Here is a 24,942-nt window from a genome sequence, read left to right on the forward strand (position 1 = left end):
ATCACTTACGGCTCAACCTCAAAAATAAAAAACCGGCCAGCATAGTTTGCTGACCGGTTTAAAAATTATCTTTTCCCTTTGATGTATGGCTGTCCGGATGCTTTTGGAGCATCTGCACGTCCAATGAAACCAGTTAGTGCAATGATCGTCAGAACATAAGGGGCGATCAAGAGGTAAACCGATGGAATATCCTTGAAGAAGGGAAGGCTCGATCCAACGATACTTAAACTTTGAGCCAAACCAAAGAATAACGCTGCACCCATTGCCCCGACCGGGTGCCATTTGCCAAAAATCATGGCGGCAATGGCCATGAAACCTTGACCATTAATTGTCGCATGATTGAATTCATTCGAAAAGATGGTAGCATAAATCGCTCCGCCGATACCTCCAAAAGCACCTGATAATAAAACGGCGGCATATCGGATTTTCGTAACATTGACACCCATTGTGTCAGCAGCCATGGGATGCTCACCCACTGCACGGATCCTTAACCCGAATGGTGTTTTATAAAGTACATACCAGACGACAAAAGATATTAGAATCGCTATATATACGATATAATATCCATTTGCGAAAAAGATGGGTCCTATAAATGGAATATCGCTGAGTAAAGGAACATCGATCCTTGGAAATGTTTCTGTGATTCTGTCAGTTTGACCTTTGTCAAAAATCAGCTTCACCAAAAACATGGTCAGACCTACTGCCAACAAATTGATGGCTACCCCACTAACCGTTTGGTCCGCCCTGAACGTAATGCATGCCACAGCGTGAAGAATGGAAAACAGCAAGCCGGCAATCATTGCCGCTAAGACTGCAAGCCAAGGAGTCCATTCCCCAAAAACATCAGCAAACATTAAGTTAAAAACAATCCCTGTAAAGGCACCAATGACCATCAATCCTTCTAAACCGATGTTTATGACACCTGCCCGTTCAGAAAACACTCCTCCGAGTGAAGTAAAAATAAGTGGTGCAGCTAGAGCAATCATAGATGGAATAATAATTTGTAATACTTGGTAAAAATCCACTTATTTCACCCCTTTCTTAAATCGAGCGGCAATCCAACGAATAAAATAACTGGATGCGACGAAGAAAATGATTAATGCTATGACAATATCTACAATTTCACTAGGTATGCCGGTTTCTAGCGGCATATTTAACGCCCCTGCTTTCAGTCCCCCAAATAATAAGGCTGCCAGCACAACACCAATAGCCGTATTCGCTCCTAGTAAGGCTACTGCAATCCCATCAAAGCCCATACCTGTGAACCCGCCTTTGACTGCGGCATAACCGAAAGTCCCAAGGCCTTCCATCGCACCCGCAAGCCCTGCAAATGCACCTGAAATAACCATGGAAAGGATGATGTTCTTATTTACACTCATCCCTGCATATTCGGACGCATGCTGATTGAAACCTACGGCTTTCAATTCAAAGCCGGTTTTTGTCCTTTCAAGAAGGAACCACATGATGATCACGCAAATAATCGCTACCACTATTCCCCAATGCATCCGGGAAAAATCCGTAATGCTTTCAAAGAAAGGAGACCGCAGTGATGCTGTATCTGCAACTCTTTCTGTTTTATCCAGCTTGTCAGTCATTACATTCCTAATTAAATAATTCGTCACATATAAAGCTGTATAATTCAACATGATCGAAACGATTACTTCATGTACACGGAACTTGGCTTTTAAATAACCAGGGATAAATGCCCACAAGGCGCCAGCAGCTGCACCTGCTAATATGGCAAACGGCAAATGGATGATTCTCGGAAGATCAAAAGCGATTCCGACCCAAACTGCCGCCAGCCAGCCTACAATTAATTGCCCTTCTACACCGATATTGAATAGGCCCGTGCGAAAAGCAAAAGCCACTGCCAAACCAGCAAGGATATAAGGGATGATTGTCCTGACGGATTCCCCTACATAATAGGAATCCCCAATAATTCCATTTATCATGGAGCCATAGCCGGCAACAGGGTCATAGCCGCTTACTAACATGATTATGGCCCCAACGACTAAGCCGAGGATAACTGCTATTAACGGACTCGTTAATTTAGATAAATACTTAGACATTTTGTTTTCCCCCTGCTTCCGTCCGTTTACTGCCAGCCATAAGAAGGCCAAGCTCCTGTTCAGTCGTTTCTTTCGGATCGACTATTGCGACGATTTTCCCTTCGTATATAACGGCAATTCTATCGCTCACATTCATAATTTCTTCCAATTCAAAGGATATGAGGAGTACCGCTTTTCCTGCATCACGCTGTTCAATCAGACGTTTATGGATAAACTCGATCGCCCCTACATCAAGCCCGCGTGTTGGCTGTGCGGCAATCAATAAATCCGGGTTCCTATCCACTTCCCGGCCGATGATCGCTTTTTGCTGATTTCCTCCAGAAAGCGCCCTTGCCGGGGTATATTCACTCGGAGTACGAACATCGTAACTTTTGATCAATGAACGGGCCTTTTCAAATATTTTCTTTGAGTTCAAGATACCAGCTTTTGAAAAAGGCTTTTGATAATAGGTTTGCAAGACAATATTTTCCCCAATGCTGTAATCGAGAACCAGACCATGCTTATGCCTGTCTTCGGGAATATGGCCGACACCTGCTTCAGTGATTTTACGCGGCTTCAGATTCCTGATTTCTTTTCCATTTAGCATTATGGAACCTGCTGTTGTCTTCCTTAGGCCAGCCAATGCTTCAATCAATTCGGATTGCCCATTACCATCTACACCAGCGATTCCGACAATTTCTCCTGCACGGACAGTTAAATCCAAGTTCCGAACAGCTGAAACACCCCGGGAATCCTTGACTACCAGCTCCCGGACCTCGAGAACTACATCCGAAGGAGTAGCTGCCGTTTTTTCCGTCTTGAACAAAACTTCCCTACCGACCATTAAGCTGGCCAATTCGTTAGGATTCGTTTCGTTGACATTCACTGTACCAATTCCTTGCCCTTTGCGTATAACCGTTACCCGGTCACAAACCTCCATGATTTCCTTAAGTTTGTGTGTAATTAAAATGATTGATTTCCCCTCTTTGATAAGGGCTTTCATAATATAAATCAATTCCTTGATTTCTTGAGGAGTCAGTACAGCGGTCGGTTCATCAAAAATCAATATCTCCGCACCACGGTAAAGCGTTTTAAGAATCTCGACACGCTGCTGCATCCCTATTGAAATATCGGCAATTTTTGCATTGGGGTCAACACGTAGCTGATATTGTTCAGATAGTTTCCTAACTTCCTCGCTCGCTTCTTTTAAATCGATCTTACCCGCTTTTGACGTTTCTTTTCCTAAAATGATATTTTCCGTTACTGTAAAAGGGTCAACGAGCATAAAATGCTGATGGACCATCCCAATCCCTAAATCATTGGCAATGTTAGGACTGGTAATCTTGACTGGCTTGCCATTCACACGGATTTCTCCCTGTTCAGGCTGGTATAGGCCGAATAAAACATTCATCAAAGTGGATTTACCCGCGCCATTTTCACCTAATAATGCGTGAATCTCCCCTTTTTCAACCTGAAGGGTAACATTATCATTTGCGACGATGCCGGGGAATTCCTTACGGATATTAAGCATCTCAATTACATATTCCACGTATTATCAACTCCTAAAATGAGTGTAAATATTCTTAAATCATTTAATTGCTTCTACTAGCTTATTGATTTTTTTAAAAAAACCAAATGAAAAACTACGATTCTATCATAGTTTTTCATTCGATATTTTTCAGTTATAAAAAGCAATTGGGAAAAGAAAGAATAGAGGGCAATTCTGCCTCCCTATTCTTGCATCACCGCTTATAAACCAAGTTTTTCGAATTCCTCATCCGTACCCGGAACTACGAATTCACCTGATTTAATTTTTTCTGTCCACTCTTCGACCGCTTTTAAAGATTCTTCTGTTACGTTATCTTTTGTATCGGAAATGCCTACACCATTTTCTTCGATACCATACTCAATTACTTTTCCGCCTGGGAAGTTTCCTTCTTTCGCTTTCTCGGAAAGGTCTTTAACTGCCACGTCAACACGTTTTAGCATGGAAGTCAGTGTGATGTTGTCGTCAGTTCCAGGAACTGCCCCTAATTTAGCTTGGTCGCTATCTACACCGATAACATAGATTTCTCTCTTAGGATCTTTTTGCTTTTGCTCTACTGCTTCAGTGAATACACCTTTTCCAGTTCCGCCAGCAGCATGATAAATGATATCGATGCCTGAAGAATACATGGAGCCTGCTGTCGATTTACCGATATCAGCTTTATTGAAATCTCCGGCATATTTAACTTCAACTTTCGCATCCGGATTAACAGATAAAACCCCAGCCTTAAAGCCAACTTCAAATTTCTTGATTAATTCAGATTCAACACCGCCGATAAAACCGACTTTGTTTGTTTTCGTTTGCAATCCGGCAATTACACCTACAAGGAATGAACCTTGCTGCTCTTTAAAATTAATGCTGGCTACATTCTTTTTATCTACAACTGTATCCACGATAGCAAAGTGTGAATCCGGACGTTGGTCAGCCACTTCACCAACAGCTTCGGCTAAAAGAAAACCGATACCATAGATCAGTTGGTAATCTTCACGTACAAGCGTATTCAGGTTTTTAGCGTAATCGGCATCAGATTTAGATTGCAGGTAGTTGTAGCCATCTTTACCTTTTTCCAGACCATTATCCTTACCGAATTCCTGAATGCCTTTCCAAGCGGATTGGTTGAACGACTCGTCATCCACGCCGCCAGTATCAGTTACCATTGCAACAGTGAAGTTATCTTTGTTTTTCCCATTTGAAGATTCTTTATCATCATTCTCTGAATTACCACATGCTCCTAGTAGCGTACCGGCTGCAAGAACAAGTGAAAGAGCTAGACCTAATTTGCGCTTTTTCAATTTTTATCCCCCTAATTTACATAGTTTTTTGAGCAGGAATGTTCTGAAAAGTCATTTATGTTTGCGTTTTCACTTCTCGTTAATTTTTTTTGCATACGTTTGATCGACTTTTAAGGAATCGAAACAAACGCTTGCATTCACCCGTATGCAAAGTCATTGCCTACACACGTTTACGAAGAACATGAAAGCTGAACATATTGGCTTTAAAGTAGTTAACAGAATACAGGATAGGCTGGTCCCAATCATCCAGATGCATCTGCTTTAGAACGAGTAGTGCGGCTTCTGGCGAACATTTAAGGATAGGAGAAACTTTCTCATGATATCCAATGGGCTCGATCTCTGCTACGGCATGCGTAATTTTTCGATGCGCATCTCTTTCCAAAATATCAAAAAGAGACTCATCATTACGGTCAAAATTTTCTGATAGTATAGATTCAGGAATTTTGTCAATACAGTAGACAACTGGCTCCCCGTTCGCTGTCCTTACTCGCTCGATGATGACGATGCGTTCATCTGTTGAACAAGAAAACCTGCGTATATCCTCTTCTGTAGGTTCTTGGGCCGTCGAGCTTAAGAAAATCGTACCCGGCTTCATTCCTGCCTCTTCAATCATGTTCGTGACACTTTTTAATTGCTCGATACCTGAACTGAACCGAGGTTTCGGATTGACGAAAGTACCAACTCCATGGCGGCGAATGATGATGTTTTCTTCTTCTAAAATTCGCAGCGCTTCACGAAGTGTCGCCCTACTCACTCCCAATTTTTTTGCAAGATCGAACTCTGAAGGGAATTTTTCATTTTCCTGATAGACTCCTGCTTCAATATCCTGCTTCAGGTAATCAATGACCTGCAAATATAAATGTCGACTATCTGATTTTATTGACATACGGTTTCCCCCAGCTAATTTCTTAAGACATCAGACCTCTGATGTTGAATCATTCCTACTAATCGAAAATAATATAACATTTTTTTTGATATAAATAAATAGTGTTTTACTATTTACTTCAAAAGAATTTAGGAGAAATTACCCTTCCCTGTGTCTTTCAATCTAGAGAAGGCCGCGAAATTTGTACGATTATTCTCCTAAATCAGATAATTTTTTTTTGAAAATGCAAAATGAATGCAGCTCTGTTCAAGATGCTGTTTTCCTGTATAATAGGATTTATCTTCTTTGAAGGGATGTACACAAGATGTTAAAGATTACAGAATACACGATCGAAAAATTGAATGATCCATTTGGTATTTTGTCCGGGGAACGTTTCGAGTTGTTCTTGGATATTGAAGTGCCTGAAGAGGATGAGCTCTTTTCAGAAAATGGTTTATATATTCGGGTGCTTTTTGCAGTGGAAGAACAAATAGGCAAATTGATTAAATATGATATTTTTGAAAAAGGGAACGAAGTCGCACTCGAATTCGATTTAGAAGAAGATGAAGAAGCGATGATTACCGACTTCTGCCTTAAACATTTAGACGAGGCGATGAATAATTAAAAAACCGGGCTGCTGCCCGGTTTTTTTTATCTATGATGAATGCGCCTCATCCTGTTCATCTTTAGTGACCAATACATTTCGTGGTTTACTGCCTTCATATGGACCGACAATTCCCCTCGCTTCCATTTCATCAATCAATCTCGCTGCCCGGGTATAGCCAATCCGGAAACGGCGTTGCAGCATGGAAACAGATGCAGTCTGCATTTCTACGATCAAGGACACCGCATCCCCGTATAAATTATCTTCGACTTCACCATTTGAAGTTTCTGCAATTTCATCCGGTATCATCTCTTCGTTATATTGTGCTTTTTGCTGTGAAATGACATATGTGACAACTTCCTCGACTTCATTGTCGGATAAAAAGGCCCCTTGGACGCGAACCGGCTTTGAAGCTCCTGCAGGCAGGAAGAGCATGTCACCCCGGCCTAACAGTTTTTCGGCTCCGCCCATGTCGAGAATCGTTCTCGAATCGGTCATAGATGAGACACTAAAAGCAATCCGAGATGGGATGTTCGCTTTAATGACCCCTGTAATTACATCTACGGATGGCCGCTGAGTGGCAATTATCAAGTGGATGCCAGCGGCACGTGCCATTTGTGCAAGCCGTGTGATGGCATCCTCTACATCATTAGAGGCGACCATCATCAAATCCGCCAGCTCATCGACAATGACTACGATGTAAGGCAAGAGTGGTTGTTTGGCATCTTCTTCGATGTTATACCGGTTAATATAATCATTATAGCCTTCAATATTACGCGTACCGGAATGAGAAAATAGCTCATAGCGCCTTTCCATTTCACTGACCACTTTTTGCAAAGCCTGTGCAGCTTTCTTTGGATTTGTCACAACAGGTGCGAGTAAGTGGGGAATTCCATTATAGACATTCAACTCCACCATTTTTGGATCAATCATCATCATTTTCACTTCATGCGGTTTTGCCCGCATCAGAATACTCGTAATAATCCCGTTGATACAAACGGATTTCCCGCTGCCAGTAGCACCAGCCACTAGTAAATGGGGCATTTTATTGAGTTCCGCCTTAACCGCTTCACCGGAAATATTCCGCCCTAAGCCTATTTGCAGCTTTGCGTCAGGCTTGTCAACTTCTTTGGCCTCTAAAACTTCCCTTAATGACACCATCGCCACTTCAGAGTTGGGCACTTCTATTCCGATAGCCGATTTTCCGGGAATCGGAGCTTCGATCCTAATATCTTTTGCGGCTAGTGCAAGGGCCAAGTCATCGGATAGGCTGACAATTTTACTTACCTTCACCCCTACGTCCGGATGAACTTCGTATTTGGTTACGGCTGGGCCTAAATGAACTTGAGTGACCCTTGCTTTCACTCCAAAGCTATGAAAGGTACGCTCAAGCTTGGCCGCATTTTCATGAATCAATTGGTATTCTCCGCTTTGGTCCGTTTTTTTAGGCTGCAATAACAAAGAAAGTGGCGGTAAAAGATATTCTTTATTCTCCACTTCCGTAAAATTCATAGGCGGAACGGCATCATCCTGTTCCTCTGCACTTTCAGCTGCTGGTTCCGTAACGACCGGAATTATTTCGTCTTCGTCGCTATAGGCTTTATCAGCAAAGCTGGAAATGATCCGCTCCGTCGCCATTTGCTGTGTTTCCTCTTCTTGGTGAAGGGGCTGATCCGTTTCTTCCACCAGTTCTTTTTCCCGTTTCTTCTTTTTCACGGGATTCTTTTTCTTTTCTTTTTTGTCTTCATTCCACGTTTTCATATCATCTCTGAAAGCAGACCATTGCTTTTTGAAAAAGCCGCCAAGACCCATGAAAAACTTCCCGAGGGTTTCACCTAACGTTTTCCCGGTCAATAGGACAGCACCTACAATGATAAAAAGGAATGAAACGATTTTCGATCCAGCTTCGTCGAATAAAAAGTATGAGGCCGCAAATAATACCGCTCCAATCATACCGCCCCCAAGGTCCTTGGTGCTGGCCTTGCCGGTCACTTCCATCCAGAATAGTTCCCAAGTATTTGAAATGACGCTGGGCTTCGTGAACGGTCCTCCATCTGCAAGCATGTTAAACAGCGTCACATGACTTAGTAGGAGCATGCTCGCAACAAGGAAATACATCCCGACGAATTGCCGTTTTAACAGATAAGGGACCTCCCTCTTTATCATCAAATAGAACCCGGCTGCGATTGCTCCCAACAAAAAGAGGATATACCATTCCCCCATGAAGAAGCGGATTAAAAAGACCGTCCCATTTCCCACTGCTCCAAGCTTGGCAATGGCAATGATGGCCAAGCCTATTAAAGTGAGGCCGATCAATTCAAATTTAAGCGTTAGTTTTAACTTCTCTGTACTATTCTTTTTTCTGCGTTTCTTCTTTGCCATAATATCACCTGATTCTTCATGAAACTATTCTAACTTTCCTATTCAACATCACAACATGATTTCCCTTCACAAAACAAACGTTCGCTCATTGATTATACCAAATAAAAATGCCCCTGTCCTTGATATATATACCATTTACTCTTAAAGCGAACATTTTGCCCCTATAATGAATAAAGCAGCCAAGCGGCTGCTGATTTTCATTCCAGTATATCATAATTTACCTCAGTTAGTCGTTTTTACTAAGGATTCATCTGTTCGAACACATTAATGACAGCCCCCGGCTGAATGTGTACATTCATATAATCTTCAGGATCCGTGCTCACGATTCGATCAATACGAAACGTGCGGCCGCCGTCATGTTCGACCATCACATGTACACCATTATAGATCATTTCTATTAAATTTGCCGTCTTCTCATGATGGTGAGGGAAAATGATTTCTTCAGGAACGATCGTATAAAGCGTCATTGCAGAAGCCCCTCCTCTTCCCCGGCAATTTTTGGCCTTCTTTCTTCCATGAAGCTATTCAGTTTTCTCATGGCCTGGCCTACTCCTCCTACATCATCGATCATACCGATTTCAACTGCCTCGGCCCCGATTACATTCGTGCCGATATCACGGGTTAAATTTCCTTTAGCAAACATTAATTCCTTAAAACTTTCTTCCGTAACGTTGGAATGCCGCGTAACAAATTTAATGACTCTTTCCTGCATTTTATCCAAGTATTCAAAGGTTTGAGGCACGCCAATGACTAGCCCTGTCAAACGAATGGGATGAATCGTCATCGTTGCTGTTTCTGCTATATAGCTATGGTCACACGAAACCGCAATTGGCACACCGATCGAGTGACCTCCCCCAAGTACAATAGAGACGGATGGCTTTGAAAGGGAAGCCAGCATTTCTGCGATGGCTAGTCCCGCTTCGACATCTCCTCCCACTGTATTTAAAATGACAAGCAGCCCCTCTATATTGGGATTTTGTTCAATTGCCACAATTTGCGGAATAACATGTTCATATTTGGTCGTTTTATTTTGAGGCGGCAGCTGCATATGTCCTTCAATTTGTCCAATGATCGTCAAACAATGGATTTTTGAGTCCTGAGATAGTTGCGGAACATTAGTAGCCCCCAGCTGCTGGATCTTTTCGATTAAAGTTGAATTCTTACCTTCCTGCTTGCCTTCATTTTCATTTGGTAATGGTGCATTATCCACTATGCCAACCCCTTTCTCTTTTAGCCTATAGCTTTATTATGTCACGAGTCTCGGACTTCATTCTTCAAGATATAAGAGGTTTGAAACAGAAAAAGAACCCCTGACCTTTAAATCAGGGGTTCCTTACTTAATATTCCATGATGATCGGTAAAATCATTGGGCGGCGTTTCGTTTTTTCATAGAAGAATTGGTTTAACGCATCACGCATTTCCTGCTTCAGCGTGGACCAATCAAAAGGTTGGCGCGACCCATTTTTCTTTACGATTTCACTTACTATTTCAGTTGCTTCGCCAATCATTTTCTCTGATTCGCGAACATATACGAAGCCCCTTGAAATGATTTCAGGGCCAGCTGCAATGCTTTTATCCTGACGGTTCAACGTTACCACTACAATCAAAATGCCATCCTGGGATAACAAGCGCCGATCACGAAGAACGATATTACCCACATCTCCGACACCGCTGCCATCTATCAAGATATTTCCTGCAGAGACTTTGCCGGAAAGGCCCAATTTATTGCCCTTTAGTTCGATGACATCACCTTTTTCGGCAATGATGATGTTTTCACGTTTAATCCCCGCAGCAATCCCAACTTTTTGATGGGCATATAAATGGCGGTATTCCCCATGTACAGGGATCAAGAATTTAGGATTCATCAAATTGATCATCATTTTAAGTTCTTCCTGGCTGCCATGCCCTGTTACGTGAACTTTATATTTATTTGCAGATACCACTTCCGCACCTACCCTGTATAGCAAATCGACGGTTTTGGATAAAATAAGTTCGCCGCCCTGTAGGGGTGATGCACTGATCAAAACTGTGTCTCCCTTTTTGATCGTCACCTGCTTGTGGGTCTGTTTTGCCATTTTTTGAAGTGCCGCAATGGGCTCCCCCTGATGACCTGTCGATAACACGACGATTTCACGGTCGTCATACTGGCTGATTTCATTAATTGGGATTATCAGCTCTTCTTCGACCTTTAAGTAGCCAAGGTTCAAGGCTGTTTCATAAACGCGTTGCAGGCTTTTCCCTACAACTGCCACTTTTCTGCGACTTGCTGCCGCTGCATTGAAAACATGTTGAATCCGGTTGATGTTCGAAGCGAAGCACGCAACAATGATCCTTCCGGAGGCAGCATGAAAAGCCTCTGTAATATCTTTGGCCACAACTGCTTCTGATGTGGTATAACCTGGCCTCTCGGCTCCGGTACTATCCGAAAGCAAGCATAGGACACCTTCTTCACCGATACTGGCCATTTTACCGATTTCCGGTTTATATAGATCTGTTGCCGCTTGATCAAATTTGAAATCCCCTGTATAAACGATTGCACCTTCACGTGTGTGGATCACGACTCCGACGGAATCGGGAATACTATGGTTTGTCCGGAAAAAAGACACGGCTGCTTGAGGGAAACTTAAAAGAGAATCCGAATCGATTTCAGTGAATGTCGCCCTGCCGTTAAAGCCATCTTCCTTTAATTTCGTTTTGATTAAAGCAAGAGTAAGCTTTGTTCCATATACAGGGACCGGTAAATATTTCAAGACATAAGCAAGCGCTCCCATATGGTCTTCATGACCATGGGTAATGAATATCCCCTGCACCCGTTCCTTATTATCCATCAAATAAGTAATATCAGGGATAACCGCATCGATTCCGAGCATTTCGTCTTCTGGCAGCATTAACCCTGCATCAAGAAGATAGATGTCCTCGTTCACCTCAACGACGTACATATTTTTACCAAGTTCCCCTTGTCCTCCAAGAGAAATCACTTTTATTCCATTATTTTTATCTTTACCCAATCGAATATCCTCCTTAAAAAATCCCGTTCATAATTTCCCAATGATTTCATTATAACCGATGTTCAAAAAACATGACAACACTTACCATTTTCAAAGGGACTTTTTCATTTAATCCAAAAAAAAACAACCTATTATGTAAGAGATCCTTGCACGTTTATCCAGTTTCGATTGATCATAAAAAAAATTTAAATATTTTCATCCCGAAATCGGAAAGTATATCCCATTCATATACATCATTATGTAAAAACAAGCCAATCTTCAACGATCAGCTTGTTCGTGACTTTACTTTTTATTTTTTTAATACCTTGGTTAATGCAAGGCGCTCCTGTTCAGTCAATGGCACGATTGGAAGTCTCACCGATCCAACGTCAATTCCATATAACTGAAGCGCTGTTTTGACAGGTGCAGGGCTTGGCGCTGCAAACAAACCTTTTATAAGCGGTAACAGTTCCTGATGCAGCCTGGCTGCCTCTTTCAAGTTCCCACTGATGAAAGCCTCAACTATTTTCTGCAGCTCATTACCTGCAATATGTGAAGCAACCGAAACTACACCCACACCACCAATCGCCAATACCGGGAGTGTTAAAGCGTCGTCCCCGCTATATAATGCAAAATCTTCATCCGTGCCGGCTATGATTTGGGTCATAGCGTTTAAATCCCCGCTCGCTTCCTTAACGGCTACGATATTAGGAATTTTTGAAAGGCGGATGATCGTTTCCGGTTCAATGTTGACCGAAGCGCGCCCAGGGATATTATATACCATAACAGGAAGAGTCGTACTAGCTGCAATAGCCTTAAAATGCTGGTACAGACCTTCTTGATTCGTTTTACTATAATACGGGGCAACCAGCATTATCGCATCGGCGCCATTTTGTTCCGCTTTTTTTGTCAACTCGATGGACGCATACGTATTGTTGCTTCCTGTACCCATGATGATGGGCACACGTTTTTCAACAACCTTGGAAACATGACGCAATAACGCAATTTTCTCCTCAGAAGATAAAGTTGGAGATTCCCCTGTCGTTCCCGAAATCACAAGCGAATCGGTTCCATTCGTTAATAAGTAATTAACCAATGAAGTCGTCTTTTGAAAATCAACATTTCCCTTGCTATCGAAAGGGGTGACCATTGCGGTTGATACTCTACCAAATATCATCATCTAACACCTCTTTAATTTTTAAAACCTTTATTCATTAAAAACCTGATTATTGGACTTCACTTTCATGCAATTGAAATGCATAGTGCAGGGAATTGACAGCTTCTATTAAATCTTCCTCTTTTACGAGTACCCAAATTGTCGTATGGCTGTCCGCTGACTGGAGAATGGCAATTTCCCTTTCGGAAAGCGCTGTGACTATCTTCGCTGCAACGCCTGGCACTCCATTGATGCCTGCACCGACTACTGAAACCTTGGCGCAATTCCGTTCAATGACCGGTTCATGACCAAGCTCGGCCAAAATCGAGAGCGCAAGTTCTGTCACCTCTTCCGAAACGGTATAAACTACGCCACTCGGATATATATTTATAAAGTCCACTGAAATGGACGCATTGGCCATTGCTTTGAAAACTTCAGCCTGTAGATTATATTGATCTTTCTTCGCATGGACCTTGATTTGAGTGATCTTTGGTACATGGGCAATCCCGGTCACGAGCCTTTCACGTATGTCACTGCCCTGGCTTCCCTTGTTCATGCTTGTAACAAGTGTTCCCAAACCTTCGCTGTATGTTGACCTTATCCGAATCGGGACTTTCGCCTGCATCGCAATTTCAACAGCTCTCGGATGAATGACCTTCGCCCCTTGATATGCCATATTGCAAACTTCCGTATATGAAACGATTGATAATGGACGAGCTTGATCGGCAATACGTGGATCTGCCGTCATGATTCCTTCCACATCCGTAAAAATATCGACCCGTTCAGCTTGCAATGCCGCACCTAATGCTGCGGCTGATGTATCACTTCCACCACGGCCGATGGTCGTGATGTCCCCGTTTTTAGCCGCTCCCTGGAAGCCTGCTACAACGACAACATCCTTCACCTCAAGCTCTTTCATGAGACGGTCGCATTTCATTTCGATAATTTTTGCACTTGAATAGTCGGTATTCGTCAAGAATCCCGCCTGAGCTCCAGTATAAGCGACCGCATCAATACCATGTTCCAAGAGCATGTTCGTAAATACGACAGATGATATCGTTTCCCCTACTGACATAAGTAAATCCTGTTCCCGTTTTGAAAGGCTGGCTTTCGCTCCATTTACCAGGGAAATTAAGGTATCCGTTGCATAAGGATCGCCTTTTCTTCCCATTGCTGAAACTACAACCACCACTTTATAGCCTTCTTTAATCGCTTTTTCAATATGCCCCTTGGCGAATGAACGGCTTTCCTCATCTCGAACGGATGTCCCACCGTATTTCTGGACGATAATTTTCATAATATGCACCCCAAATATAAGCCAGCTTCCCAATCAGGGAAGCTGACAAAAACTCTCTATCCTATTGGAATTTAATTTTCTGTCGAGTTCATTAAGAATAAATTATTACTTAACGGTAACCAAACCTAATTTCAAAAGGCTCTCAGCAATTTGAACGGAATTCCAAGCTGCTCCTTTTAATAGATTATCGGAAACCACCCATAAATGGAAGCCTTTATCTTCATCCAAATCTTTGCGAATCCGGCCGACGAATACATCATTCTTGCCGACGGATGAAGCAGGCGTAGGGTAAACTTGTTGTTCAGGTTCGTCTTCTAACACTACTCCAGGTGCCGTTTTCATTAAATCTTTGATTTGAGAAGCCGCTATGCCTTCTTTTTCAACTTCAATGTATACAGATTCCGAATGACCTGTTACAACAGGAAGCCTCACGCAAGTTGCAGACACTGGAAGGTTTTGCATATGCATGATTTTCTTTGTTTCATTAATCATTTTCATCTCTTCGAATGTGTACCCATTATCTTGGAATTTATCGATTTGGGGAATGACGTTAAATGCGATTTGATAATGCTTTTCGTCCCCTTTTACCGGTAAAATTTTCGGATCTATTTCTTTTTCGTCAAGCAAGTCGCGAGCTTGTTCCTTTAATTCATTTATCGCTGCTGCACCTGCACCCGAAACAGCCTGATACGTAGAAACAACGATTTTTGATAAGCCGTATGTCTTGCGGATAGGTTCTAATGCCACAACCATTTGGATGGTTGAACAATTCGGATTTGCAATGATCCCATTATGCTGTTTCAAGTCTTCTTCATTTACTTCAGGAACGACTAGCGGCACATTTTCATCCATGCGGAATGCACTCGTATTATCCACCACTATCGCACCGCGTTTCACTGCTTCTGGAGCCAATTCCTTAGACACGCTTCCTCCAGCACTGAATAAAGCGATATCGATGCCTTCAAAGCTCTCAGGTTTTGCTTCCTGCACTTCGATTTCTTCGCCCTTAAACGTAAGTTTGATTCCTGCGGAACGAGCCGATGATAAAAAGATGATTTTCTTAATCGGTAAGTCCCTTTGTTCGAGTGTTGAAATCATTTGTTGTCCTACTGCTCCAGTTGCTCCCACAACTGCAATACGCAATCCCTGTGTCTCAGTCATTTATACATACTCCTTTTCTATCTCTTAAATTAGTTATTTTATTGGATTTACTACTTCTTGTTCAGAATATCATTTATTTTAACACATTAACATTCCAAAGGGTCGCACTTTAACAAAATATTCTGGTAGTGGAGTGGTTTTTTATAACTTCAACCCACAAATTTATGCATATATGTCAGTCGTTACAAAGCGGGATCGAGGCATAAATACTTGTTCAGACTAAATCATCCTTGAACCTTTCGACGATGACAGGTTGAATCTGTTCCCTTTCCAGTGCCGATATGATCGTATCCCTTATCATGCTCATCCTTGCAACCATGGAACTTGGTTTGCCTGTGGGATTATCCTGGCCATATGGAACGAAATAAATATCTTTAGCTGCCATCAGCCTCATTAGATTGACACCATTTAACCCAAGTGCATCATTTGTTGATATCGCGACCACGACTGGACGGTGATTTCTCATCGTAGCTTTTGCAGCCATAAGTACTGGCGAATCGGTAAGTGCATTTGCCATTTTACTCATGGAGTTACCCGTTAAAGGAGCGATCACCATGCAATCAAGTGGCAATTTAGGTCCTAAAGGCTCTGCTTTGACGATTGTATCAACGACATGGTTCCCCGTCAATTTTTCTATTCTTTCGACCCAGTCCTCTCCCTTTCCAAAACGGGTTTCCGTGTTTTGTACAGTCGATGTTACGATTGGAATGACTTCCGCACCTTCATTCACAAGTTTTTCTATTTCAGGAAACACTTCATCATAAGTGCAATGTGATCCTGTTAATCCGAAACCAATCCGTTTCCCTTTGAGACTCATATCATTTTCCCCTTCCTTTTCAAGAACTCGCCTTGTATCAATAGTCCCAGTGCATTCGCTAATATCTGACCAGCTGTTTTCGGGGCAACTATACCAGGTAGGCTCGGTGCCAACAGCGCCTTAATTCCCCTTTTTTCAGCGTAACGAAAATCCGTTCCCCCCGGTTTTGAAGCAAGGTCGATGATTAATGTATGAACGGGCATTTTGGCTATAACTTTTGCGGTAATTATCGGAAAAGGAATCGTATTGATACATATATCAACATCTTTCATTTCTGAAGCAAGATCATTTAAATGAAAAGGGGCTAATGCCATTTCACTGATCCTCGCAATATCTTCGCTTTTTCTTGCCCCCACCTTAACTTTTGCTCCAAGTGCATGGAATGACCGGGCTACACTCATTCCGACCCTTCCCAGTCCGAGAACGGCTACATTCGATCCATGGATAGTAAAATCCGTATGTTGAATGGCCATCATGATTGCACCCTCAACAGTGGGAATCGAATTATAAATAGCCACATCATCACGTTCGAACAATAGAACGAGTTTGCGATCCACTTTCTGGAATATCTCATTGAGGTAATCGTTACTGATTCCTGCATAAAAAATGCAGTGTGCCGGGGTATTTTTTATCATTTCTTCAGTCAAAACAACCTCTTCACTGGAAAAGATCGTTTCTACTTTCCCATCTGAATCCGTGCCCCGGACAGGTAAAATAACTGAATCTATTTCCTTGAAGTTTATATCTTCCATTTTTTCCTTAACCGCTCCGGTAAAAGCATGGTCGAGCTGTTCAAAACCTACCAATAATAGCTTTGCATCAAGCTCCGTCAGTTTACGTACAACTTCAAGCTGACGCGCATCTCCACCAATTACAGCGATTTGCATGCCTGTGAGCATTAAAACCGTCACCTTCTTTATATAAAAGATCCTAAACATTCCTTGCCTCATGATACAATTCCTTCAGGAAGCAATTCGGTTTTTGCTACATTCTCTAGTTACCCTGCCATCTTATGTTTTTACTTAAAAAACGGTGATAAGAAAAGAAAAAACGCCATAGCTATTGCCAGCTAAGGCGTTTTCGAGCGTGCATTCCGAGAAGTTCATGGAGTATGGCGCGAGCGTCATTATCCGTCCATATGCTCTCCGTCATTATTTGAAAGCCCTTCCTGAAAATCAATGATGACCATATCCGCACCGATTTTTTTTATATGTTCCCATGGAACTCTAATTTCACTGCCATTCCTTAAAAGGCCGAACCATTTGACAGATGGGATGATCAACGAGGTAATTTGTCCAGTTTCATCTATTTCCAAATCGGTCTGACCAAGGATTCCTAATCTTTCCGCCCTATTCACATCGACTATTTCCTTACCGCTCAATTCGCTCAACCTCAAAATTGGTTCCCCCTTTTTCGCTTTCTATTCAATCTATATCCGAAAAAGGTAAACTTAGAAGGCATTTATCCAAATATTGTCCATAACATTGGACCCTCCCACATTCAAAGAAAAAAAGCCTGACCTCCCTTAGTAAAAGGAAGATGCAGACTTGTTCGTTACTTATTTATCCCAGTTTTCCAACGGGCTCACTAATGACAAGGAATGTTCCGTAAAGATCTGGTTTGCCAATTCATTAACGGTATCCTCCGTCACCTCGTCAATCTTGATGATGATATCATCAAGGGAACGGTGCTCACCCAACATCAGCTCATTTTTTCCGTTCCGGCTCATACGGCTATTCGTGCTTTCAAGGCTGAGCATCAAGCTTCCTTTAAGTTGCTCTTTACTATTCCGTAATTCCTTTTCCGTAATGCCATCCCTTTTTAAAGTATCCAGTGTTTCCTGAATGGTTTCATACAGGCTGTCAAGCTGATTTGTGCCTGTCCCCCCATATACTGTCACCATACCGCTATCTTGATAGCTGGAATGATAGGAATAAACGGAATAGGCAAGGCCGCGTTGCTCCCTAACGTCCTGGAATAGGCGGCTACTCATGCTTCCTCCGAGAATATTATTCAGGGTAATCAGGCTGTATGTTTTATCATTGCCGATTTCCAACCCTTTGTAACCAAGGCATAAGTGGGCTTGTTCCGTATCTTTTTTACGGGTGATCCTATTTTCATGGAAGGATGGCTTGACCAATTCAAGACGGTCTTCCCCTCCTTGATACGAGCCAAAGTAGCTTTCGACTTCCTTAATCATTTTTTCATCTACATTCCCCGCAATGGATACAACTACTTTATCAGGTGTATACATGTCATGGACGTATTTTTTTAATGTATCACTATTGAACGTTTCAAGCGTATTTTCCGTGCCAAGTATCGGATAGCCAAGGGGATGATTTTCATATACCGCCTTGCTTAAGAGGTCATGGACAATGTCATCTGGTGTGTCTTCGTACATTTTGATTTCTTCGTAGACGACATTTTTTTCTTTTTTCAATTCTTCCCCATCAAATGTTGAGTTGAAGAACATATCAGCAAGGATTTCAAGCGCATAGCTTGCATGGTTATCCATTACTTTAGCATAATAGCATGTGTACTCTTTTGAAGTGAACGCATTCACCTGTCCGCCAATACTATCGAATGACTCGGCGATTTCACGAGCATTTCTCGTAGTTGTCCCTTTAAAGAACATATGCTCCAAGAAATGTGAAACCCCATTCAATTCCGGTGTTTCATTTCTTGAACCTGTTTTGATCCATACTCCAATTGCTGCAGAGCGTACAGTTGGAATATTTTCCAATACAATTCTAACTCCATTTTGACACGTGTATTTCTTAATCAACTAACATTCCTCCCAATCATTCTATGCTGCTATCGTTACCAATACATTATGGATTCGATCGCTCTTCATCTACTGCTTCCGAAACGGTAACAACATCTAAGTCTTTCTTTTTTATTTCAATTATTAACGTTTCCAATGATTTTGCAGTAGATTCCGTCGGATGCATCAATATAAATGCTCCTGGGTGTACCTTAGAAAGCACTCTTTGTTGAAGGACTTCAGGGCTTGGCTTTTGCCAGTCGATCGTATCCACACTCCACATGACGGTCTCCATACCGAGAGAATCCGCGATTTTCACCGTTTCGTCCCGGTAGCTTCCACTTGGTGGTGCGAACCATTTCATTTTCAAACCTGTCACCGCTTCAATGACTTCGTTCGTTTTTCGAATTTCCTCACGTGTAGCTTGTGCGGAGATGTTTTTCATATCGGGATGTGAGTAAGAATGATTTCCAATTTCATGTCCCCCGCCCTTGATCATCTTGGCCAAATCAGGGTTTTTCTTGGTCCAATTGCCTTCAAGGAAAAAAGTGGCCTTGACATTATTCTTTTTTAACACGGCCAACATATCTTGTAAGTATTCATTCCCCCAGGCCACATTGATTAAAAATGAAACGACTGGCTTTTCGGGATGGGCCCGGTAAATCGGAGCCGGATCCAGATCCTCCATATGTATCTTTGCAGGAACCTGCTGAAATACCAGCTTATCCTTATCGAACACGCCCTCCTTCTTCATGGCTTTATACGAATCATCAATATTTACCTTCAGGCCGTTATATGCAGGAACGGTTTTCCAAACAGAATCTATTCGTGCATCCTGTGGTGCAATCTCATATTTTTTTGTTGATTCTTTTATTTGTAATAGAAGCTCGTCTTCTTGCTTCATTGAAGCAACTGAATCATCTGTTAATTGGGTCAAATAAATTTGTGTATATGGATTTTGCACTAATAACCATGATATACCTGCAATGGCACTTATCGCAACTATCTGCTTCCATTTATTATTCATTTTTTACGCCCCCTTCATACCAAAATGTATGAAGAAAACGGACAAGGTAGAACATGACATCATTTTAACGCCATTCACACTATGGATATTAAACAAAAAAAGCATGCAGATTCACAAGGAACCGCATGCCGGGTTTTTCATTTTCCATTACGATTGAGAAGGGTTGGCTGCCTCTTTTTGCTCTTTCAAGACCGCTTTACGGGAAAGGTTTACCCTTCCTTGCTTATCGATTTCAGTAACTTTGACCAATAATTCATCGCCAAGTGAAACGACATCTTCCACTTTTCCGACTCTTTCTTCAGCCAGTTCAGAAATATGTACCAAACCGTCTTTACCATTGAAGATTTCAACGAAGGCACCGAACTTTTCGATACGTTTAACTTTACCTAAGTATAGTTCGCCCACTACGACTTCACGTACGATATCCTCGATGATTTTCTTCGCTTTTTGAATCATTGGTTCATCAGTAGAAGATATGAATACCGTCCCATCTTGTTCGATGTCGATTTTCACGCCAGTTTCTTCAATGATTTTGTTGATATGTTTTCCGCTCGGTCCAATCACATCACGGATCTTATCCGGATTTATGGACATTGTAACGATTTTTGGAGCATATTTGGATAACTGCTCACGCGGTTGATTGATTGTTGACATCATTGATTCCAAAATATGCATCCGGCCATGTTTGGCTTGAAGTAAAGCTTCTTCAAGAATCTCTCTTGAAAGACCCTCGATCTTAATATCCATTTGCAGGGCAGTAACACCTTTTGAAGTACCTGCGACTTTAAAGTCCATGTCTCCCAAATGGTCTTCCATACCTTGAATATCCGTTAAGATTGTATAGTGCTCACCTGTTTTGACAAGACCCATGGCAATACCGGCAACTGGAGCTTTCAATGGAACACCGGCATCCATCATTGCCAAAGTGCTTGCACAGATACTTGCTTGTGATGTTGAACCGTTTGATTCAAGCACTTCAGAAACAAGTCTGATTGTATAAGGGAAGTCTTTATCGTTTGGAATGACAGGCTCCAATGCCCTTTCACCAAGTGCACCATGACCGATTTCACGGCGTCCTGCCCCACGGATAGGACCAGTTTCACCAACACTGAAATGCGGGAAGTTATAGTGGTGCATAAAACGTTTTGACTCTTCGGTTCCAAGTCCGTCCAGGATCTGCACATCACCAAGTGCACCTAATGTACAGATGGATAGAGCTTGGGTTTGTCCACGTGTGAACAATCCGGAACCATGTGTACGTGGCAGAATGGTAACTTCTGATGATAATGGTCTGATTTCGTCAGGATTACGGCCATCCGGACGCACTTTTTCTTCCGTGATTAAACGGCGGACTTCGGATTTGACCAGTTTATTCAGGATTTCTTTGATTTGCTTTAATTTTTCTTCATCAGTTTCTTCTTCATAATGAACCAACACACGATCTTTTACTTCTTTGATCGCGTCTTCACGGGCATGTTTTTCCTGAACTTGTACTGCTTTGTTCAAGTCTGCTTCACATAGGCCTTTCACTTCTGCTTCCAGTTCTGCATCCACTTGATATAAAGCGACCTGCATTTTTTCCTTGCCGATTTCAGCAACGATTTTATCTTGGAATGCAATGATCTTCTTGATTTCATCATGTCCAAACATGATTGCTTCAAGCATCGTTTCCTCTGGTACTTCATTTGCTCCGGCTTCAACCATGTTGATAGCATCTTTAGTGCCGGCAACCGTCAGATTGATGTCACTTTTAGCTAGTTGGTCAACAGTAGGGTTAATGATGAATTCATTATTGATCCTCCCCACTACAACTCCAGCAATTGGACCTTCGAACGGAATATCGGAAACTGAAAGTGCAAGGGAAGAACCTAGCATAGCTGCCATTTCCGTAGAGCAATCTTGATCGACACTCATGACCATGCTGATGATCTGAACATCGTTCCTGAAGCCATCGGCGAAAAGCGGACGGATTGGACGGTCAATCAAGCGGCTTGCAAGTATTGCCCTTTCACTCGGTCGTCCTTCACGTTTGATGAAGCCTCCCGGAATTTTACCGACTGCATAAAGTCTTTCTTCGTAGTTGACTGTCAAAGGGAAGAAGTCGACATTTCTAGGTTCCTTCGAAGCTGTTGCTGTACTTAATACAGCAGTTTCTCCATAACGGACTAAAACTGCCCCGTTAGCTTGTTTAGCCAATTGCCCTATTTCTACCGTTACATTACGGCCGGCCCAGTCAAATGAATACGTATGTTTTTCCTGTCCCATTTATTAAACCCCTCTCTGAATCTTCACTTAGAGGCTTAGTTTACCTAAACCTGTATTGGATTAAATCAATTATATGTGAAAGTAACTGAACTCGAGTTAAAACCAAACTATTCCTATTATGCACGAAAAAAACAAGCATTAACAGTAAAATGAATAAAAATTTCATTCATTTGATTATGTATATCCCGATCATTTATAAATGGAAAAGGACCCGGCTCCTGCCGAGTCCCAAGGACGAAGGCCCAGCCTTAAGTAGAATACGTCCAAATCATTTGATTAACATCAAAAAAGCGGGAAATTTCCCGCCTTCCTGAAAAAATTATCTACGTAGACCTAATTTGTTAATTAGTGTACGGTAACGAGTAACGTCTTTGTTACGTAGGTAAGTTAAAAGATTACGACGTTTACCTACCATTTTTAGAAGACCGCGACGTGAATGGTGGTCTTTTTTGTGTGTGCGTAAGTGACCGTTCAAGTTGTTGATTTCTTCTGTTAATACTGCGATTTGAACTTCTGGAGAACCAGTGTCAGTATCGTGAGTTCTGAACTCAGCGATAAGTTCGTTTTTGCGTACTTGTGTAATTGCCATGTTATTATTCCTCCTAAAATTCTGTAAAATCACCTATTACCGAGCCAGCGTCGGAGTCTCGACTAGCCAAGCAATGGTTATTTTCATACATACAATAGAATACATGTTTTTCATTAAAATTGCAAGTCTTGTCTTTTATGCTTCAAGCTTTGCAAAATAGGCTATGGCATTTTGCTTATCCGTTTCGATCTGAGCGACCAATGCTTCAAGTCCGGAAAATTTCTGCTCACTCCGAAGCCTTGTATGCCATTCAACCGAAACCTGGTTGCCATAAATATCTCCCGAGAACTCCAAGGCATGAACCTCTACAGTCGGATATTTAGGTTTTTTTTCGTGGAATGTAGGTTTGTAGCCGACATTGCAAACCCCTTTATACCATTTACCGCTTATTTTGATCCTGACGGCATATACGCCTGCAGCAGGGAAAATATAATCGTCACTCACTTCAATATTTGCGGTGGGGAAACCCAATTTCCTGCCCCGCTTTTCACCGTGAACGACATGACCTTTCGTTAAATAGCGGCGGCCAGCCAAATGATAAAAGTCCGTAAAGTCGCCATTACCGAGAGTTTCCCTGATTCTCGTCGAGCTAACCTTTTCATCTTCAAGTGTCTGTTTTGCAACGACTGTCTGTGAAAATCTGCCCTGTGCATAAACAGGCAAATCTTCCATCGATCCTTGACCATAGCGACCGTAGGAATAATCAAAGCCTGCAACTACGTGACGGACATTCAGCCCGGCAATGTATTCGTCAACGAACCGTTCCGGGAGTACCGAAGCAAAATCCTTGCTGAAATGGACAATGAATAAATAATCTATCTCCATCGATTCTATGATATCCACTTTATCTTCAAGTGGAGTGATATAGCGGATATTTTCCGTTTTCCTACCCAGTACTGCAGAAGGATGCGGGTCAAATGTCATGACTGCTGACTTAAGATTCATTTCATCGGCTTTTTGCTTGGCGGTCTGAATAACAATCTGATGACCTTTATGTATACCATCAAAAAATCCAAGCGCCATTACAAGCTCGGGAAAATCATCCGAATTAAATTGATGAGGATGCTCTATTGCGATCACTTTCACCTTTCAATCTCCTCTTTCCGGCGGTAAAACGGTCTATAATTCTTGTGCCAATACTTTTACTGGTTTAATTAATCCCTCTTTTGTCGGATGTATTTGATAAATGGCAATGGCCTTATCTGCTGGGTCGACCATAACAAAAGGCTTTCCTTTTTCAACAACAACATCCTTTGATTGTTCCAATACCGCACCGTTAAGTACTTTCTTTGCTACTTTATCACTAATCTGAAATTTGGGCAAATGAAATAATCCCCGTTCCAAAGGCAGCAGAAATTCATCCGTTTGTTCACTTTCCATGAAGTCTTCCACTTCAGCAAATGTGAAACAGTCCTCCTGCTTAAAACCTGCTGATTCAATACGTGTCAAGTCTGACATATGGGCAGGAAAACCCAGTTCTTCACCCATCATGACTGCCAGCGTCCGAATATACGTTCCTTTGCTGCATTTGACGCGAAACCGAAAAGAAATGGTTTCCCCTTTAAATTCAGAACGATCATCGAGAAGGGTAATATCATAAATGGTTACCTCCCTTGTCGGCCTCTCCACTTCCATCCCTGCACGGGCATATTCATATAACTTCTTCCCGTTTACCTTTACTGCTGAATACATTGGCGGCGTCTGTTCAATCTTTCCAGTCAGTGATTCCAGCACTTCCAGAATCCGTTTACGCTGAATCACTTGATCAACCTTTTTCACTTCCACTTTTTCACCGCTTACGTCTTCAGTTGTCGTTGAAAAACCAAGGGTCACTTCCCCTTCATACGCTTTACCGGCTTCTGTCAAATATTCGGCTATCTTGGTTGCCCTGCCAATACAAATAGGTAAAACCCCTGTTACATCAGGATCTAAAGTACCTGTGTGCCCAACCTTTTTTGTCTTTAAAATCTTTCTTAATTTAAAAACACAATCATGGGATGTCAATCCCTTGGGTTTCCATAATGGAAGAATACCGTTCACGCTTTCACCTCATCATTTTTAAAACACCCTAAACTACTATCATAAAGCAAAATGAATTCCAATTCCGATAGATAGGTGTTTTTCGCTTTTTTACATATTCAT

The 24,942-nt window shown here is 42.0% G+C and carries 22 protein-coding genes; 1 reads left to right on the top strand and 21 read right to left on the bottom strand.

The features are described from left to right. Nucleotides 1-65: 65 nt before the first annotated feature. The 5 genes from J7E52_RS23085 to J7E52_RS23105 all read right to left on the bottom strand — a co-directional run bounded on the left by J7E52_RS23085 (nt 66) and on the right by J7E52_RS23105 (nt 5,772). On the bottom strand, nt 66-1,025 hold the full coding sequence (locus J7E52_RS23085) for an ABC transporter permease (protein ID WP_214750719.1): 960 nt from the start codon (nt 1,023-1,025) through the stop codon (nt 66-68). Further along, nucleotides 1,026-2,069: an ABC transporter permease gene (locus tag J7E52_RS23090; protein WP_101224696.1), complete on the bottom strand. Its 1,044-nt coding sequence runs from the start codon at nt 2,067-2,069 to the stop codon at nt 1,026-1,028. Then, nucleotides 2,062-3,597, bottom strand: coding sequence for an ABC transporter ATP-binding protein (locus J7E52_RS23095; protein WP_214750720.1), 1,536 nt, complete (start codon nt 3,595-3,597; stop codon nt 2,062-2,064). The genes J7E52_RS23090 and J7E52_RS23095 overlap by 8 nt, the downstream gene beginning before the upstream one ends. 200 nt (nt 3,598-3,797) lie before the next feature. Then, on the bottom strand, nt 3,798-4,886 hold the full coding sequence (locus J7E52_RS23100) for a BMP family lipoprotein (RefSeq protein WP_214750721.1): 1,089 nt from the start codon (nt 4,884-4,886) through the stop codon (nt 3,798-3,800). 160 nt (nt 4,887-5,046) lie between these two features. Next, the gene (locus J7E52_RS23105) at nt 5,047-5,772 is read right to left on the bottom strand and encodes a GntR family transcriptional regulator (protein WP_214750722.1); all 726 of its coding nucleotides are present in this window, start codon (nt 5,770-5,772) and stop codon (nt 5,047-5,049) included. A 304-nt stretch (nt 5,773-6,076) separates the two neighbouring features. On the opposite strand from J7E52_RS23105, the gene J7E52_RS23110 reads away from it, so the two are divergent. Continuing rightward, the gene (locus J7E52_RS23110) at nt 6,077-6,376 is read left to right on the top strand and encodes a DUF6509 family protein (protein WP_214750723.1); all 300 of its coding nucleotides are present in this window, start codon (nt 6,077-6,079) and stop codon (nt 6,374-6,376) included. Between the two features lie 30 nt (nt 6,377-6,406). Here the strand turns inward: J7E52_RS23110 and J7E52_RS23115 are convergent, their stop codons facing one another. From J7E52_RS23115 to truB, 16 genes are all read right to left on the bottom strand, one after another. Then, on the bottom strand, nt 6,407-8,737 hold the full coding sequence (locus tag J7E52_RS23115) for a DNA translocase FtsK (protein WP_214750724.1): 2,331 nt from the start codon (nt 8,735-8,737) through the stop codon (nt 6,407-6,409). A 239-nt stretch (nt 8,738-8,976) separates the two neighbouring features. Beyond that, nucleotides 8,977-9,204 (bottom strand): YlzJ-like family protein, encoded by a 228-nt coding sequence (locus tag J7E52_RS23120; RefSeq protein ID WP_063231821.1) that lies wholly within the window; start codon nt 9,202-9,204, stop codon nt 8,977-8,979. Beyond that, nucleotides 9,201-9,884 carry a ClpP family protease gene (locus J7E52_RS23125; protein ID WP_396020310.1) on the bottom strand — a complete coding sequence of 228 codons (684 nt, stop codon included), beginning with the start codon at nt 9,882-9,884 and terminating at the stop codon, nt 9,201-9,203. Before J7E52_RS23125 ends, J7E52_RS23120 begins: the two co-directional genes overlap by 4 nt. Nucleotides 9,885-10,074: 190 nt before the next feature. Further along, nucleotides 10,075-11,745, bottom strand: a complete 1,671-nt coding sequence (locus J7E52_RS23130; protein WP_214750725.1) for a ribonuclease J — start codon at nt 11,743-11,745, stop codon at nt 10,075-10,077. Between the two features lie 289 nt (nt 11,746-12,034). Next, nucleotides 12,035-12,904, bottom strand: a complete 870-nt coding sequence (gene dapA / locus J7E52_RS23135; protein ID WP_063231824.1) for a 4-hydroxy-tetrahydrodipicolinate synthase — start codon at nt 12,902-12,904, stop codon at nt 12,035-12,037. Nucleotides 12,905-12,950: 46 nt separating this feature from the next. Continuing rightward, the gene (gene dapG / locus J7E52_RS23140; RefSeq protein ID WP_214750726.1) at nt 12,951-14,177 is read right to left on the bottom strand and encodes an aspartate kinase; all 1,227 of its coding nucleotides are present in this window, start codon (nt 14,175-14,177) and stop codon (nt 12,951-12,953) included. A 105-nt stretch (nt 14,178-14,282) separates the two neighbouring features. Continuing rightward, entirely contained in the window at nt 14,283-15,338 is a 1,056-nt protein-coding gene (asd, locus tag J7E52_RS23145) for an aspartate-semialdehyde dehydrogenase (RefSeq protein ID WP_214750727.1), read from the bottom strand. Between the two features lie 214 nt (nt 15,339-15,552). Beyond that, nucleotides 15,553-16,155 carry a dipicolinate synthase subunit B gene (locus tag J7E52_RS23150; protein ID WP_214750728.1) on the bottom strand — a complete coding sequence of 201 codons (603 nt, stop codon included), beginning with the start codon at nt 16,153-16,155 and terminating at the stop codon, nt 15,553-15,555. Then, nucleotides 16,152-17,054 (bottom strand): dipicolinic acid synthetase subunit A, encoded by a 903-nt coding sequence (gene dpaA / locus J7E52_RS23155; protein WP_214750878.1) that lies wholly within the window; start codon nt 17,052-17,054, stop codon nt 16,152-16,154. Before dpaA ends, J7E52_RS23150 begins: the two co-directional genes overlap by 4 nt. A gap of 227 nt (nt 17,055-17,281) precedes the next feature. Beyond that, nucleotides 17,282-17,551: a YlmC/YmxH family sporulation protein gene (locus tag J7E52_RS23160; RefSeq protein ID WP_214750729.1), complete on the bottom strand. Its 270-nt coding sequence runs from the start codon at nt 17,549-17,551 to the stop codon at nt 17,282-17,284. A gap of 162 nt (nt 17,552-17,713) precedes the next feature. After that, nucleotides 17,714-18,940, bottom strand: a complete 1,227-nt coding sequence (locus J7E52_RS23165) for a M16 family metallopeptidase (RefSeq protein WP_214750730.1) — start codon at nt 18,938-18,940, stop codon at nt 17,714-17,716. Between the two features lie 46 nt (nt 18,941-18,986). Next, complete coding sequence (locus tag J7E52_RS23170; protein WP_214750731.1) at nt 18,987-19,946, bottom strand: polysaccharide deacetylase family protein; 960 nt, start codon at nt 19,944-19,946, stop codon at nt 18,987-18,989. 147 nt (nt 19,947-20,093) lie between these two features. Continuing rightward, entirely contained in the window at nt 20,094-22,211 is a 2,118-nt protein-coding gene (pnp, locus tag J7E52_RS23175; protein ID WP_214750732.1) for a polyribonucleotide nucleotidyltransferase, read from the bottom strand. 319 nt (nt 22,212-22,530) lie between these two features. Further along, nucleotides 22,531-22,800 (bottom strand): 30S ribosomal protein S15, encoded by a 270-nt coding sequence (rpsO, locus tag J7E52_RS23180; protein ID WP_053345367.1) that lies wholly within the window; start codon nt 22,798-22,800, stop codon nt 22,531-22,533. Nucleotides 22,801-22,935: 135 nt separating this feature from the next. After that, on the bottom strand, nt 22,936-23,886 hold the full coding sequence (ribF, locus tag J7E52_RS23185; RefSeq protein WP_214750733.1) for a bifunctional riboflavin kinase/FAD synthetase: 951 nt from the start codon (nt 23,884-23,886) through the stop codon (nt 22,936-22,938). A gap of 33 nt (nt 23,887-23,919) precedes the next feature. Further along, the gene (gene truB, locus J7E52_RS23190) at nt 23,920-24,840 is read right to left on the bottom strand and encodes a tRNA pseudouridine(55) synthase TruB (protein WP_214750734.1); all 921 of its coding nucleotides are present in this window, start codon (nt 24,838-24,840) and stop codon (nt 23,920-23,922) included. Nucleotides 24,841-24,942 lie beyond the last annotated feature (102 nt).

The organism is Bacillus sp. ISL-34, assembly GCF_018613325.1.
Classification (GTDB): Bacteria; Bacillota; Bacilli; order Bacillales; family DSM-1321; genus Peribacillus.